Origin of the sequence: Achromobacter sp. Marseille-Q4962, assembly GCF_943737005.1 — a bacterium.
GTDB lineage: Bacteria > Pseudomonadota > Gammaproteobacteria > Burkholderiales > Burkholderiaceae_B > Achromobacter.
The window spans coordinates 1-14,207 of sequence record NZ_CALSFU010000004.1 but is presented as its reverse complement, the minus strand read 5'-3'; the positions used below and the strand labels follow the sequence as shown (position 1 = coordinate 14,207).

Here is a 14,207-nt window from a genome sequence, read left to right as displayed (position 1 = left end):
TTGTAGACGCTGGCGCGCGCGGCTCAGCGGCCGTGGGCGGCCCGGTATTGTCCGCAAGTGGCGCCCGTGGCCTGGCGGAAGGCCCGGGCCAGATGACTGGCATTGCCGAAGCCGCAGGCGTGCGCGATGCGCGCCAGGTCGCCCGCGCCCGAAGCCAGCAGCGCCTTGGCCCGCGCCAGCCGCCGCGCGCGCACCCAGGCATGGGGCGGCTCGCCGAAAGAGGCGTGGAACATGCGGGCGAAGTGATAGGTGGAGAGCGCCGCCACCGCCGCCAGCGTATCCAGCGCGAGCGGCTCGGAGAGATGGGCGTCGACGTAGTCCACCAGCCTGCGGCGCACCGCGGGCGCCAGGCCGCCCCGCGCGGGCGGGGCCGCCTTGCGCGCCACGCCCTGGACGAGCAGGTGGTGCAGCACGGTTTCGGCCGCGCTGCTGGCGGCCAGGCGCTGGGAGGGATCGTCCCAGTCGGTGCCCAGCAGGGTGCGGCACACGTCGGCCAGGGAGTCGTCGTGGATGTAGGTGCGGTCGCGCAGCTCCAGCACGCGCGGCTCGCAGTCCAGGCGCATGACGGCTTCGCGCGCCAGCCGCTGCGGCGCGATGTACAGGTGCAGGAAGTGCACGGGCCCGTTCATGCTCCAGCGCGATTGGTGCTCGGAGGGCAGCACGCAGAACTTGCCCGCGCCGCCGCGCAGCCCGTCGCGCCCGATGCGGAACGACCGCTCGCCGCCGCGCAGGTACAGCGACAGGGTATGGTGGCCGGGCTCGTCGTAGCCCAGGTTCTCGTGGCCGTCGCGGGACCATTGCGAGATGGCCAGGCCCTCGCCCAGCGGCGCGGCGCGCAGCAGGCTGGCCGTCGAGCGCGACAGCGTGCGGAAGACGGAAAAATCGGACAGGGTCGTGACGGTGCTCATCAGGAATCCATGCTACCGCGCCCGCGCGCGCGTGGCATGGGCCCGGCCGAAAAAACCGCAAGAAACGGCAATCGCGCCGGACCGCGGCGGCGCAAACTTCTGCACGCAACGCCGTCCCGGAGGCGGTTTTTCCGGGTTTTCTCCGTCGAGTCCGCCGTGAATCTTGCGCTGTATCTGCTGACCGTGCTCATCTGGGGCACTACCTGGATCGCCATCAAGCTCCAGCTCGGAGTGGTGGCCATTCCTGTGTCGATTTTCTACCGTTTCGCGCTTGCGGGCGTGCTGCTCTACGCGGGGCTGCTTTGCCTGCGCAAGCTGCAGCGGCTGGACCGGCGCGGCCATCTGCTCTGCGCGGGGCAGGGGCTGTGCCTGTTCTGCCTGAATTTCCTGTGCTTCTACACGGCCACGCAATGGATTCCGAGCGGCCTGGTGTCGGTGGTGTTTTCGGCCGCCACGCTATGGAACGCGGTGAATGCGCGGCTGTGGTTCGGCACCCGTATCGCGCCGCGCGTCATGGTGGCGGGCGGGCTGGGCCTGTGCGGCCTGCTGCTGCTGTTCTGGCCCGAGCTGGCCGGCCAGCAGGCCAGCCGCGAGACGTTGCCGGGGCTGGGGTTCGCGCTGCTGGGAACCTTCTGTTTCTCCACGGGCAACATGCTGTCGTCGCTGCAGCAGCGCGCCGGCATCCGTCCGCTCACGGGCAACGCCTACAGCATGCTGTACGGCTCGGCCATCCTGCTGGCGGGCTGCCTGGCCGCGGGCGTGCCCTTCGGCTTCGACCCCGCGCCGGCCTATGTGGGGGCGCTGCTCTATCTGGCGGTGTTCGGCTCCATCGTCGGCTTTACCGCCTATCTCACCCTGGTGGGCCGGATGGGGCCGGCGCGCGCCGCCTATTGCACGGTGCTGTTTCCCGTGGTGGCCCTGAGCGTGTCCGCGTTCGCCGAGGGCTATCGGTGGACGCCCGCGGCGCTGGCGGGGCTGGCGTTGGTAATGGCAGGCAATGTGCTGGTCTTCACGCGCTGGTCGCCGTTCCGCCGCCGGGCGGCGGCCTGATTCAGCGCCGCGCCGCCGCGCGCAGCGCCTGCGCCAGCCGGTCCATTTCGACGGACGTGGTGAGATAGCTCACCGAGGCGCGCGCGATCTGCGACAGGCCGCGCGCCCGCATGTCCAGCGGCGTGTACGGCACGCCGTTGCTGCCGATGTGGATACCCTGCCCGGCCAGCGCCTGCCGCAGCGCCGCGGGCTCCCACCCCCGCAGCGAGAACGAGACCAGGCCGGAGCGCTCGCGGCCCTGGTCCAGGAGCTCGAGCCCCGGAATCCCGGCCAGCGCCGCGCGCAGCGCCTGCGCATTGGCGTCGATGCGCGCGCGGATGGCGTCCAGCCCGATGTCCAGCGCCTCGCGCAGGGCGTTTGCCAGCCCGCAATGCAATGCCACGGCGGCTTCCGACGACTCCAGGCGGGCGGCGTCGCCGCGCAGCCGGGGCGCATCGTCCGCGCCCAGCGGCGCGGACTGCGTGTCCACCGAGGGCGGCGTCAGGCAGGGCAGGAAGTCCTGGCGTACATACAGCAGCCCGGTGCCGCGCGGACCGCGCAGGGCCTTGCGCCCGGCGCCGGCCAGCACGTCGCAGCCGAGCGCGCGCACGTCGATGGGCAATTGGCCCACGGCCTGGGCCGCGTCGATGAAATAAGGAATGCCATGACGGCGCGCCACGTCGCCGATGGCGGCGGCTGGATTGATGAGGCCGCCGTTGGCCGGCAGCCAGGTCAGCGCAACGAGCCGTACGCGTTCGTCCAGCATGGCCTCGAGGGCCTGCGGATCGACACAGCCGCTTTCGTCCGACGGGATCGCTTCCACCGCCGCGCCCTCGCGCGCGGCGCGCAGCTTCATCGCCGCCAGGTTGCCGCCCCATTCGTGGCGGCCGACGAGAATGCGGTCGCCGGTCCGCCACGGCGGCAGGGCGGCCAGCGCCGCGCTCCAGCCTGGCGAATTGCCCGTGGTCAGCGCGATTTCTCCGGGTTGCGCATTCAGCAGGCGGGCGGCCAGCGCGCGCGCTTCTTCGGTCGCCGCGCATGCCGCGCCGGCCTCCATGGGCCCGCCGGCTTCGCGCCGCAAGTGGTCGGCAATCGCCTGCAGCGTGGCGGCGGAGGGCAGGGACGCGCCGGCATGATTGAAATGCACGGTGGCGGCCTGCGCGCCGGGCGTGCGGGCGCGCAGTTCTGTAATGTCGCTATCGGCAAGCGGGCGGGCCATTGGTTTCTCCGGATCTGCGCGGAGCGCTCAGGGCCGCAGAGCGACCACGGCTTCCACTTCCACCGCCACGCCTTGCGGCAGCGAAGCCACGCCCACGGCGGCGCGCGCATGCCGGCCGGCGTCGCCGAACACGTCGACCATCAGGTCCGAAGCGCCGTTGGCCACGCTGCTCTGCCGCGTGAAATCCGGCGTGCAGGCCACGAAAACGCCCAGCCGGACGATGCGCGCCACGCGGTCGAGCCGGTCTCCGGCGGCGGCGGCGATCTGCGACAGCACGCTCAGGCCGGCCAGGCGGGCGGCTTCCACCCCTTCCTGCTCGGTCAGCGTGTCGCCGACCCGGCCCACGAAGGCGGCCTTGCCGCCTTTGCGGGAGATCTGGCCGGCGATCGTCAGCAGCTCGCCTTGCTGGACGTAGGGTACGTAGTTGGCGGCGGGCCCGGCGGCTGGTTCCAGGGCGAGGCCCAGCTCGGCCACGCGGGCGGAAATCGAAGATGTCATGGCGATTCTCTCTGAAGCAGGCGAAAGCCCCATGCTATCGGCCGCGCCGTTTCCTGACCAATCAATTCTGGGCATGTACGCATGAATTCGATTCATGCGTGGAGGGCGGCCGGCCCAGGCGCGGCCGGTTCAGGTGCGGCCGGTTCAGGTGCGGCCAGCGTCGGCGCGGGCCGCCTCCAGCAGCCAGTCGAGCAGGCATTGCGCGGGGCCGGACAGCGGCCCCGGCGGAGCAACGAACCACCAGCCGATGCGGGGATCGTCCAGCGCCGCGCCCGGCAGCGCCTCCACCAGCGCCCCGCTGGCCAGTTGCGGCGCGAGGAGCCGGTGCCGGCCCATGGCCATGCCCTGGCCGGCCAGCGCGGCTTCCACCACGATGTTGTAGTCGTGCAGGTTGACGCTGCGCGCCCCGGAAAGATCGCAGTTCATGGCGCGCGCCCACGCCTCCCATTCGAAAGGGTGGCGGTTGTGCGATTTCAGCAGCGTATAGCGGCGCAGCGCCGCGGGTTCGCGCAGCCGCCGGCCCGCAAGCAGGGCAGGCGCGCAGACGACCGACAGCCGTTCGCGCATGATGAGGCGCGAGCGCACGCCCGTCCATGCGCCGCGTCCGTAGCGGACCGCCACGTCCACTTCGCCGCCCGCCACGTCCGCCAGCGCGATGTCCGGGCGCAGCTGCAGTTCGATGTCCCCATGGCGCGCCGCGAAGTCAGGCAGGCGCGGCGCCAGCCAGCGCATCGCGAAAGACGACAGCAGCCCCACGCGCAGCGCCTTGCGCGGCGAGGCGGCGGCGCGCACTGTCTCGGTGCCTTCGCGCAGCAGCGCGAAGGCCGCGCTCACCCGCGCGTAGTACGCGCGGCCCGCCTGGGTCAGCGCGATCTCCCGCGTGCGCCGCTCGAACAGCGCCGTGCCTAGCGCCGCTTCCAGCCGCTGGATCTGGTGGCTGACCGCGCTCTGGGTGACGAACAGTTCCTGCGCCGCCAGGCTGAAACTCAGCCGGCGCGCGGCCGCCTCGAAGGCGCGCAGCGAAGCGAGGGGCGGCAGGGATTTCGGGTCGGGCATGGCAGCGGGCGGGAGAGGGCCGGATGCGCGTAATCCTACGCCATGCGCGCTGCCCGATGTGCAGCGCCGCCCCGATCCGGACCGGCAAAGCCGCGCCGCCCGGAAATGCGAAAGGCCCGCGCCGAAGCGCGGGCCTTTCAGGATTTCTTGGCTCCCCGAGCTGGGCTCGAACCAGCGACCTGCGGATTAACAGTCCGTCGCTCTACCGACTGAGCTATCGGGGAACAGGTAGAGGGGCCGAATTATGCACAAAAAATCGGGGGAATGCAAAACGGGCGGCCGGCGCCGGGCGGCGCTATTGGGCCTTGCCCATGCCGAACAGGATCGACTCGATGGCCAGCACCCGGTCGCGTCGGCGCCTCACGCTGCGCCCGGGCCTGCCGAACCTGCGCCTGCGCTGCCTGGCTTCGCGGCTGGCCTGGAGGTGTTCGATGAACACCGCATCGCAAGACTCGTTGTTGGTCTTGTCGAAGATCCAGCAATAGGACACCGGCAGCTTTTCCAGCCTGTAGCGCGGGGCGTCGCGGACCGCGTCCTCGGCAATGATGCGCTCGAGCACGAGCTGGTCCCATTCGTCGGGATTGTCGGCGCAGGCGCGGGCCCAGGTCTCCAGCAGTTCGGCGGCGGCGGGCGTGTCGTTGATGAACAGCGTGCCGCTCAGCAAATGCCCTTCCGGCTCGTAATAGGCCGCGATATCGCACTCCAGCGCCATCAGTCCCGGCCAGGGATTGCGATGGAACACCGCGTCCACGTCGACGTACAGCAGCGGGCCGCGATGCTTGTTCCGCATGCCGGCCAGCACCCCCGGCTTCATGGCGGCGTTGCGCACCCACGAGCCCGTGGTATCGACGGCCTGGGCGTCAAGGGGAAGATTCAGCAGCTCGGCCGAGCGCTGCAGCCGGTTTTTCTCGGTCTCGTATATGGAGTCCCGCGTGAAAAAGGCCACGATCGTTCCGGTCGAGCCCGGTTCGACGGCCGGCTGGCGGGCAAGCGCCGCCCGGTTGGGAAAGCTGGCGAGCATGCGTTTGTGCTCGGGAGACCAGGCGGACAGCTTGCGGCGGAACCACTGCAACATGGAATAATTTCACCAGAGCCCGGACGGAAACCTGTGCTGTCCTTGCTCGCGATGAGTGAGAAATCAAGAACGGGAGTTGGTGCCGGTGAAAGGAATCGAACCCTCGACCTTCTCATTACAAGTGAGCTGCTCTACCAACTGAGCTACACCGGCATTGCGCGGCGGGCGTGCGCGCAAGGGACTGCATTGTAATGAAAAACGGCGGCGCTTTCCTTCCGGCGGGCGACGGGAATCCGCCTCCGCATGCGACAACGCCGTCCCGGAAGGACGGCGTTGCGCGGGGCGGGGCGCGCTACCGCTATTTGACGATGGTCAGGCGCGGGCGCTTGGGTTCGTCTCCGCCGCCGTCGCCGCCGGGCGTGGGATCGTCGTCGGGGTTGTCGTCCGCGGAGGCGTCCGGGGCGGAGGGCGAGCCGGTTTCGGGCGGCTCGTAGGGCTGGACTTCAAAGCCCATTCCGGCGCCGGTTTCGCGGGCGTAGATGGCGCTGACCGCGCCGACGGGCACGTACACGTTTTCGGTCACGCCGCTGAAGCGGGCCTGGAATTCGATGAATTCGTTGCCCAGCACCAGGCGGTTGGTGGCCAGCGCGCCGACGTTGAGCGTGATCTGGCCATCGCGCACGTGCGCGGCCGGCACGACGGTGTGCTCGTCGACCTGCACGGTGATGTATGGCGTGTAGCCGTTGTCGGTGCACCACTCGTGCAGGGCGCGGATCAGGTACGGCTTGGTAGAGGTTTCACCCATGACGCTGCAAACCTTAGCGACGCATCACTTTTTCCGAAGGCGTCAGCGCTTCGATGTAGGCCGGGCGCGAGAAGATGCGTTCGGCGTATTTTTGCAGGGGCGCCGCGTTCTTCGGCAGTTCGATGCCATAGTGGTCCAGGCGCCAGAGCAGCGGGGCCACGGCCACGTCCAGCATGGAGAACTCCTCGCCCAGCATGTACTTGTTTTTCAGCAGCATGGGGGCGAGCTGGGCCAGGCGGTCGCGGATGTTCTGGCGGGCGTTGGCGAGCTTCTTCTCGTCGGGCTTGGCGCTGCGGTCTTCGAGCGTGGAGACGTGGACGAAGAGTTCCTTCTCGAAGTTGTAGAGGAACAGGCGGGTGCGCGCGCGCATGACCGGGTCGGCGGGCATGAGCTGCGGATGCGGGAAGCGCTCGTCGATGTACTCGTTGATGATGTTCGACTCGTACAGAACCAGGTCGCGCTCGACCAGAATCGGCACCTGACCGTACGGGTTCATGACCGAGATGTCTTCGGGCTTGTTGTACAGGTCGATGTCGCGGATCTCGAAATCCATGCCCTTTTCAAACAACACGAAACGGCAGCGTTGCGAAAACGGACACGTGGTTCCGGAGTAGAGCACCATCATGGCGGTAAGTCCTTGTATGAAAAACGAAAGGCCAGCGCCTTAATCTAGCAGGCGCTGGCCCCAATTGCCAGGCGGGGGCAGGCATACAGCCCTGTCCGCCATTCCTCCCCGGGTAAAGAATCGGGGGCGGATCAGAGCCTGGCGGGGCTTGCGGTTAGCGCACGTGTTTCCAGTACGCGGCGTTCAGGCGCCACGTGACGAGGAAGAACAAGAGCAGGAACAACATGACGCCGACGCCGAGCCGGACGCGGAAGGTCTGGACGGGTTCGGCCATCCAGGCCATGAACGCGGTCAGGTCCGCGACGTCGTTGTCGTATGTTGCGGTTTGTGCCGGGTTGGCGGCTTTAAATCGGGTTTCGACGGTGGCATGACCATGATAGCCGGCGACGGGTTCGGTCTTGACCGTGGCGAAGCCCTGCGCATCGTACACCGTGGTCACGCGCTCCCAGGAAGCGGGAGCGCCATCCTTGCCCTCGACCTCGTGCATGGCCACCTTGGTGAGCTCGCGCGGGCCCTGGCGTTCCCAGAGGGCGTGCGGCATGCCCACGGAGGGGAAGACCAGGTTGTTCCAGCCGGTGGGGCGGGACGCGTCGCGGTAGAACGTGCGCAGGTAAGTATAGATGTAGTCGGCGCCCGAGGGTCCGGCGTTCTGGGATTTGGCCCGCGCGATCACGGAGAGATCGGGCGGCGTGGTCCCGAACCAGCGCTTGGCGTCTTTGGAAGACATGGCGACGGTCATCATGTCGCCGACCTTTTCGCCAGTGAAGAGCAGGTTCTGCTTGATCTGCTCGTCGGTCAGGCCGATGTCGCGCAGCTTGTTGTAGCGCATCGAGCCGGCGCTGTGGCAGTTCAGACAGTAGTTGACGAACAGCTTGGCCCCGTTTTGCAGGGCGGCCAGGTCGTTGACCCGGTAGGGGGCCTTTTCGAGGGGGAAACCGCCTTCGGCGGCGAAAGTGGCGGCGCACGCGAGCATCAGGGCCGCGGCGCCAATCAGCTTCTTGATCATGGGTAGTCCGTTATCTCTGGTGGGCTCAGTGGGCGCGGAACGTGACGCGGTCGGGCACGGGCTTGAACGTGCCCAGGCGGCTCCAGACCGGCATCAGGAAGAAAAATGCCAGGTAGAGCAGCGTGCCGACTTGCGAGGTGACGTTCAGCGGCGGGCTCGGCGGCTGCGTGCCGATGTAGCCGAGCACCAGGAAGTTCACCATGAAGATGCCGTAGATCCACTTGTGCCAGGTGGGACGGTAGCGGATGGACTTGACCGGCGAGTGGTCCAGCCAGGGCAGGAAGAACAGGATGACCACGGTGCCGCCCATGGCCACCACGCCCCAGAACTTGGCGTCGATCACGCGCAGCAGCACCGCCACGACGATGAGGATGCCGGGCACGGCCACGCGCAGGAAGCCTTTCAACCGGCTCTTGACCAGCAGCGCGATGGCGCCCAGCACCGCGGCGCCCGCCAGCACCCACGTGAACTCGTCGGTGGTGGCGCGCAGCATCGAGTAGAACGGGGTGAAATACCACACCGGCGCGATGTGGGGCGGCGTCTTGAGCGAGTCGGCCGGGATGAAGTTGTTGTACTCCAGGAAGTACCCGCCCATCTCCGGCGCGAAGAACACGATGAAGGCGAACACCAGCAGGAAACCGGCCACGCCCATCAGGTCGTGCACGGAGTAGAAAGGATGGAACGGGATGCCGTCCACCGGCCGTCCGTATTTGTCCTTGGGGCCTTGCTTGATTTCGATGCCATCGGGGTTGTTGGAGCCGACTTCATGCAGCGCCACGATATGCGCCGCGACCAGGCCCACCAGCACCAGCGGGATGGCGATGACGTGAAAGGCGAAGAAGCGGTTGAGGGTGGCGTCGGACACGACGTAGTCGCCGCGGATCCAGATGGACAGCTCCGGCCCGATGAACGGAATGGCCGAGAACAGGTTCACGATGACCTGCGCGCCCCAGTACGACATCTGGCCCCAGGGCAGCAGGTAGCCGAAGAAGGCTTCCGCCATCAGACAGAGGAAGATGGCCACGCCGAAGATCCAGACCAGCTCGCGCGGCTTGCGGTACGAGCCGTAGAGCAGCCCGCGCAGCATGTGCAGGTACACGACCACGAAGAACATGGACGCGCCGGTGGAGTGCATGTAGCGCACCAGCCAGCCCCAGGGCACTTCGCGCATGATGTATTCCACCGACTGGAACGCGCGCTCGGCATCGGGCTTGTAGTGCATGACCAGGAAGATGCCGGTCACGATCTGCAGCACGAGCACCAGCAGCGCCAGCGAGCCGAAGAAATACCAGAAGTTGAAATTCTTGGGCGCGTAGTATTCGGACAGATGGGCTTTCCAGGTGGAGGTCACCGGGAAGCGCCGGTCCAGCCAGCCCAGCAGGCCTGTTGTCTCGACGGTTTTCTCGCCAGCCATGTAACGGCTCCTTCTCTCTAATACGTGGCGTATTTGTTGTACTTACGTAATTCGGGAAAAAAGCAAGCGCGACGCGAGCGTCAGGCCTTGTTCTCTTCGTCGACGCCCACGATGATGCGGGTATCGCTCAGATACTGGTACGGCGGAACTTCGAGATTGTCGGGAGCGGGCTTGTTCTTGTAGACGCGGCCGGCCAGGTCGAACGTGGACCCGTGGCAGGGACAGAGGAAGCCGCCCTGCCAGTTGGGGCCCATGCCGCTGGCGCCGCCGGTTTCGAAGTGCGGGGTGGGCGAACAGCCCAGGTGGGTACAGATGCCCACGCAGACGAAGATGTCGGGCTTGCGCGACCGGCCTTCGTTTTCGGCGTATTTGGGAGTGAAGCCGGGGCGTTGGGATTCGGGATCGGCCAGGTAGGGGTCTTGCGTCTTGAGGCCGGCGATCTGCTCCGGGGAGCGGTGGATGATCCAGACGGGCTTGCCCCGCCATTCCACCGTTTTCATGGCGCCGACGGGAATGTCGGAGATATCGACTTCGACCGGGGCGCCGGCGGCGCGGGCGCGGTCCGAAGGAGAAAACGTGCTTACGAACGGCACTGCCGTTGCTACACCTGCTACGCCGCCCACGGCACAGGCGGTGGTCACCCAGAAACGTCGGGAAGGATCCGGCGGGAGATTTGGATCAACCGCACCGTCATCATCGTGTACCAGCGTATCCTGACTCATCTTCCTATCCTTGTTGATGCGACGGCTCTGCATGTAGCATCAGTGCTGCCGCATCGGTTTAGCGGAAAAATGTAACAACATAGCAACCGCGTATTATAGCGCCAGCCTCCTGAGGGGCCTATCACGATGGGAGTGGTTTTATGAGCAAAGCAAGTGGTTTCATCAAGGAATTCCGCGATTTCGCGGTCAAGGGAAATGCGATCGATCTGGCGGTCGGCGTCATCATCGGCGCGGCGTTCGGCAAGATCGTGGATTCGCTCGTGAAAGACATCGTGATGCCGCTGGTGAACTTCATATTGGGCGGATCGGTCGACTTCTCCAACAAGTTCCTCGTGCTTTCCATGCCCGAAGGCTACAACGGGCCCATGACCTACGCGGATCTCACCAAGGCCGGCGCCAACGTGTTCGCGTGGGGCAACTTCGTCACCATCATCATCAACTTCATCCTGCTGGCGTTCGTGATTTTCTGGATGGTGAAGGCGATCTACAAGGCGCGCTCCAAGCCCGAGGAAGCGGCCGCTCCCGCCGCGCCGCCCGAAGACGTGGCGCTGTTGCGCGAAATCCGCGACCTGCTCAAGAAGCCATGAACCAGAACGCCCTTCGGGGCGTTTTTTTCATGGCCGTTCCCGCCCCGCCGGCTCAGGCGGGGTTGTCGATGTCCACGAATTCCACGCGCACCCCGAAGTGCTCGGCCACGGCATTGCCCAGCGCCTGCACGCCGTAGCGTTCGGTGGCGTGGTGGCCCGCCGCGATGAAGCCCACGCCCGATTCGCGCGCCAGGTGCACGGTGGATTCGGACACCTCGCCGGTGATGTAGGCTTGCGCGCCCGCGTCGGCCGCGTCGGCCAGCATGCCCTGGGCGCCGCCGGTGCACCAGGCCACACGGGCCAGGGGCATGTCCTCGTCGCCCACCACCAGCGGTTCGCGTCCCAGGCGCTCGCGCACGCGGCGCGCCAGCGCGCCCAGGGTGCCGGCCTCGCCCGGGCTTCCCAGCCAGACCAGGTTGTCGGGGCCGCAGGTGGCCGGGGCGCCATCCTGGCCGCGCAGCGGCTCCAGGCCCAGCACGCGCGCGAGCTGCGCGTTGTTGCCCAGGATGGGGTGCGCGTCCAGCGGCAGGTGGTAGGCATAGAGATTGAGATCGTTCTTGAGCGCCAGCGCCATGCGGGCGCGGCGGGTGCCGATGACCCGGCGGTCTTCGTTGCGCCACATCCAGCCATGGTGCACGAGCACCGCGTCCGCGCCACGCTCGACGGCGGTGCGCAGCAGCGCCTCGCTGGCGGTCACTCCGGTGATAATGTGGGCGATTTCGGATCGGCCTTCCACTTGCATGCCGTTGGGACAGTAGTCCTTGAAGCGGGCGGCTTGCAGCAGATCGTCCAGCCAGGCGGCCAGGACGCGGGAGTCCACTTTGTTCATTGCGAGTCCTATCGAAAACATGCGCCGATATTGGCTGATCTTCGCTCAGGCCGTCACGGTCTGCCTGGGTATTCTATTCGCCGTCACCACCCTGCGCCCGGACCTGCTGCGCCTGGCGGGCACCGCCGGCGCGCCGGCCCCGGCGGCCGCGGCGGCGGTCCGCGCGCCGCTGTCCTATGCCGCGGCCGTGGCGCGGGCCGCGCCCGCGGTGGTCAACGTATACACCACCAAGCACGTCAACGTGCCGCTCATTCCGCTGCCCGACGATCCGGTGCTGCGCCAGTTCTTCGGGCAGATGCCGGGCATCAGCCGGCGCGAGGCGTCCACCAGCCTGGGCTCCGGCGTGCTGGTGAGCCAGGACGGCTTCGTGCTGACCAATTATCACGTAGTGCAGGCGGCCGACGCCATCGAGGTGGCGCTGGCCGACGGCCGCAAGGACAACGCCAAGGTGGTGGGGGCGGACCCGGACACCGATCTCGCGGTGCTCAAGCTGGCCAGGCTGCGCGACCTGCCCACCGCCACGCTGGCGGCCGACCGGGGCCTGCGCGTGGGCGACGTGGTGCTGGCCATCGGCAACCCGTTCGGGGTGGGGCAGACCACCACACAGGGCATCGTCTCGGCGCTGGGCCGCAACGGGCTGGGCCTGAACACCTACGAGAACTTCATCCAGACCGATGCGGCGATCAATCCGGGCAATTCCGGCGGCGCGCTCGTGGACGCGCAAGGCAACCTGGTGGGCATCAACACGGCCATCTATTCGGAATCGGGCGGCTCCATGGGTATCGGTTTCGCCACGCCCATCGAGATCGCGCGCAAGGTCATGGACGACATCGTCAAGACCGGCAGCGTCCGCCGCGGCTGGCTGGGCATCGAGCCGCAGGACATCACGCCCGAGCTGGCGCGCGCGTTCCGGCTGGGCCGCGACGCCTCGGGCGTCATCATCGCGGGCGTGCTGCGCGACGGGCCGGCCGCGCGCGCCGGCTTGCGCGTGGGCGACATCGTGCGCACGCTGAACGGCGAAAAAGTGCGCGACACGGTGGGCCTGCTCGCCGGCATCGCGCAACTGGAGCCAGGCGCGCGCGCCACCCTGGAGGTGCTGCGCGCCGGCGCCAGCCGGCAGATCGAGGTGGTGGCGGGCACGCGGCCCGTGCGGCCGCGCTAGGGCGCGTTGCGCCGGAACCCGCTAGGGCCGCGTCATGAGCCGCACCGCGGCGAGGATCTGGCGCTGCGCGGAGTGGGGCTGCCGGCTCACCAGCGCGCAGATCTCGGCGCAGTAGCCGCCGGGCTCCGAGGCGCCGGTCCGTTCGGGCGGAGGCTCGGCGGGGGCGGCGGCCACGCCGTCGGTGAGCCAGGGCGCCGTGGTGCCCAAGGCGCGGGCAAGGCGCAGCAGGGTGCGGCGCGAGGGCCAGTAGCCGTCCTGGCGCGTGAGGATGTGGTGGATGCAGGACTGCGACACGCCCGAAATGCGCGCAAGCTGGCTCTGGCTCTTGATGCCGCGCCATCGCATCTGGGCGCGCAGTCGTTGGGCAAGTGACATGGCTGCAATGTAGGTTTGCAGCCTGCCGCCGACAAGTTGGAATGGGTCTGGTTTTTGGGGGCGCCGGGGCCTCAGCGGCGTTCGGTCAGCGTGCCTGAGCCGGCTTCTTCCGGGTCCGGCTTGGGGGTGACCATGCGGGCGCAGACGAGCCCGAGTTCGTAGAGCAGGCACAGCGGCAGGGCCAGCATGAACTGGCTCACCACGTCGGGCGGGGTGACCACGGCGGCGATGATGAACGCGCCCACCACCACGTAGCCGCGCGCGCTCTTGAGCTTGGAGAGCTCGACCACGCCCATTTTCACCAGCAGCACCACGGCCACCGGCACCTCGAAGGTGATGCCGAAGGCCAGGAACATGGTCATGACGAAGCTGAGGTAAGCCTCGATGTCGGGCGCCGGCGTGATGGATTGCGGCGCGAAGGTCGCGATGAAGTGGAAGACCGTGCGGAACACCACGAAATAGCAGAACGCCATGCCCGCCAGGAAGAGCAGCGTGCTGGAGACGATGAGCGGCAGCGCGAGGCGTTTTTCGTGCTTGTACAGGCCCGGCGCCACGAAGGCCCAGGCCTGGTAGAGCACCACGGGCAGCGCGATGATGAACGCCGCCATCATGGTGACCTTGACCGGCACCATGAACGGCGTGATGACGCCGGTGGCGATCATGCGGGTGCCTTGGGGCAGCGAAGCCAGCATGGGCTGCGCCAGCACGTCGTAGATGGCGGACGCGCCCGGATAGATGAAGAGCGCGACGAATATGATCAGCACCGCCGAGGCGGCGCGCAGCAGGCGGGAGCGCAGCTCGACCAGATGCGAGATGAAGCTCTCTTGCTGGCCGTCGTCTTGGGAGGCGTCGGTCACGTTGGCGTTCCGGAGGAAGTGACGGGTTTGTCGGCGGCGCGGGCGGGCTCGGGCGCGCGCGCCGCGGGTGCGGGCTGGACGGGGCCGGACGGGGCGGGCC

General features: G+C 67.9%; 16 protein-coding genes and 2 tRNA genes. 3 read left to right on the top strand and 15 right to left on the bottom strand.

All coding sequences use genetic code 11. The features are described 5' to 3' along the window. Window positions 1–23: 23 nt before the first annotated feature. Window positions 24–908, bottom strand: coding sequence for a helix-turn-helix domain-containing protein (locus NGJ44_RS04225; protein ID WP_251863189.1), 885 nt, complete (start codon window positions 906–908; stop codon window positions 24–26). Window positions 909–1,064: 156 nt separating this feature from the next. Here NGJ44_RS04225 and NGJ44_RS04220 point away from each other — a divergent pair, with 156 nt between their 5' ends. Continuing rightward, window positions 1,065–1,958 (top strand): DMT family transporter, encoded by an 894-nt coding sequence (locus NGJ44_RS04220; RefSeq protein ID WP_251863188.1) that lies wholly within the window; start codon window positions 1,065–1,067, stop codon window positions 1,956–1,958. Window position 1,959: 1 nt separating this feature from the next. Here the strand turns inward: NGJ44_RS04220 and NGJ44_RS04215 are convergent, their stop codons facing one another. The 11 genes from NGJ44_RS04215 to petA form a co-directional block, all read right to left on the bottom strand. Then, window positions 1,960–3,156 (bottom strand): aminotransferase class V-fold PLP-dependent enzyme, encoded by a 1,197-nt coding sequence (locus tag NGJ44_RS04215; RefSeq protein WP_251863187.1) that lies wholly within the window; start codon window positions 3,154–3,156, stop codon window positions 1,960–1,962. Window positions 3,157–3,183: 27 nt separating this feature from the next. After that, window positions 3,184–3,654: a RidA family protein gene (locus NGJ44_RS04210; RefSeq protein WP_251863186.1), complete on the bottom strand. Its 471-nt coding sequence runs from the start codon at window positions 3,652–3,654 to the stop codon at window positions 3,184–3,186. A 144-nt stretch (window positions 3,655–3,798) separates the two neighbouring features. Then, the gene (locus NGJ44_RS04205) at window positions 3,799–4,710 is read right to left on the bottom strand and encodes a LysR substrate-binding domain-containing protein (protein ID WP_053246032.1); all 912 of its coding nucleotides are present in this window, start codon (window positions 4,708–4,710) and stop codon (window positions 3,799–3,801) included. A 148-nt stretch (window positions 4,711–4,858) separates the two neighbouring features. Further along, window positions 4,859–4,934: transfer RNA gene (locus NGJ44_RS04200), tRNA-Asn, on the bottom strand. A gap of 71 nt (window positions 4,935–5,005) precedes the next feature. After that, window positions 5,006–5,785 (bottom strand): putative nucleotide-diphospho-sugar transferase, encoded by a 780-nt coding sequence (locus tag NGJ44_RS04195; protein ID WP_251863185.1) that lies wholly within the window; start codon window positions 5,783–5,785, stop codon window positions 5,006–5,008. Between the two features lie 77 nt (window positions 5,786–5,862). Beyond that, window positions 5,863–5,938: transfer RNA gene (locus tag NGJ44_RS04190), tRNA-Thr, on the bottom strand. Window positions 5,939–6,083: 145 nt separating this feature from the next. Then, a complete protein-coding gene (locus tag NGJ44_RS04185) occupies window positions 6,084–6,530 on the bottom strand; it encodes a ClpXP protease specificity-enhancing factor (RefSeq protein WP_053246031.1) in 447 nt (148 codons plus the stop codon). A 13-nt stretch (window positions 6,531–6,543) separates the two neighbouring features. Further along, window positions 6,544–7,155, bottom strand: a complete 612-nt coding sequence (locus NGJ44_RS04180; protein ID WP_006388039.1) for a glutathione S-transferase N-terminal domain-containing protein — start codon at window positions 7,153–7,155, stop codon at window positions 6,544–6,546. A gap of 154 nt (window positions 7,156–7,309) precedes the next feature. Continuing rightward, window positions 7,310–8,161: a cytochrome c1 gene (locus tag NGJ44_RS04175; protein ID WP_053246030.1), complete on the bottom strand. Its 852-nt coding sequence runs from the start codon at window positions 8,159–8,161 to the stop codon at window positions 7,310–7,312. Window positions 8,162–8,186: 25 nt separating this feature from the next. Continuing rightward, window positions 8,187–9,575, bottom strand: coding sequence for a cytochrome b (locus NGJ44_RS04170; RefSeq protein ID WP_053246029.1), 1,389 nt, complete (start codon window positions 9,573–9,575; stop codon window positions 8,187–8,189). An 80-nt stretch (window positions 9,576–9,655) separates the two neighbouring features. Then, the gene (gene petA, locus NGJ44_RS04165) at window positions 9,656–10,297 is read right to left on the bottom strand and encodes a ubiquinol-cytochrome c reductase iron-sulfur subunit (protein ID WP_053246028.1); all 642 of its coding nucleotides are present in this window, start codon (window positions 10,295–10,297) and stop codon (window positions 9,656–9,658) included. A 140-nt stretch (window positions 10,298–10,437) separates the two neighbouring features. Between petA and mscL the strand changes: the two genes are divergently transcribed. Continuing rightward, window positions 10,438–10,884, top strand: a complete 447-nt coding sequence (gene mscL, locus NGJ44_RS04160; protein WP_053246027.1) for a large conductance mechanosensitive channel protein MscL — start codon at window positions 10,438–10,440, stop codon at window positions 10,882–10,884. A gap of 52 nt (window positions 10,885–10,936) precedes the next feature. Here mscL and NGJ44_RS04155 read toward each other — a convergent pair whose 3' ends face one another. Continuing rightward, on the bottom strand, window positions 10,937–11,713 hold the full coding sequence (locus NGJ44_RS04155; RefSeq protein ID WP_251863184.1) for a Nif3-like dinuclear metal center hexameric protein: 777 nt from the start codon (window positions 11,711–11,713) through the stop codon (window positions 10,937–10,939). Window positions 11,714–11,732: 19 nt separating this feature from the next. Between NGJ44_RS04155 and NGJ44_RS04150 the strand changes: the two genes are divergently transcribed. Next, window positions 11,733–12,875, top strand: coding sequence for a S1C family serine protease (locus NGJ44_RS04150; protein ID WP_251863183.1), 1,143 nt, complete (start codon window positions 11,733–11,735; stop codon window positions 12,873–12,875). A 21-nt stretch (window positions 12,876–12,896) separates the two neighbouring features. On the opposite strand, the gene NGJ44_RS04145 is transcribed toward NGJ44_RS04150, so the two are convergent. Together NGJ44_RS04145 and tatC are read right to left on the bottom strand one after the other, a co-directional pair. Next, a complete protein-coding gene (locus tag NGJ44_RS04145) occupies window positions 12,897–13,250 on the bottom strand; it encodes a helix-turn-helix domain-containing protein (RefSeq protein WP_251863182.1) in 354 nt (117 codons plus the stop codon). A gap of 71 nt (window positions 13,251–13,321) precedes the next feature. Beyond that, a complete protein-coding gene (gene tatC / locus NGJ44_RS04140) occupies window positions 13,322–14,107 on the bottom strand; it encodes a twin-arginine translocase subunit TatC (RefSeq protein ID WP_251863181.1) in 786 nt (261 codons plus the stop codon). Between the last annotated feature and the right edge of the window lie 100 nt (window positions 14,108–14,207).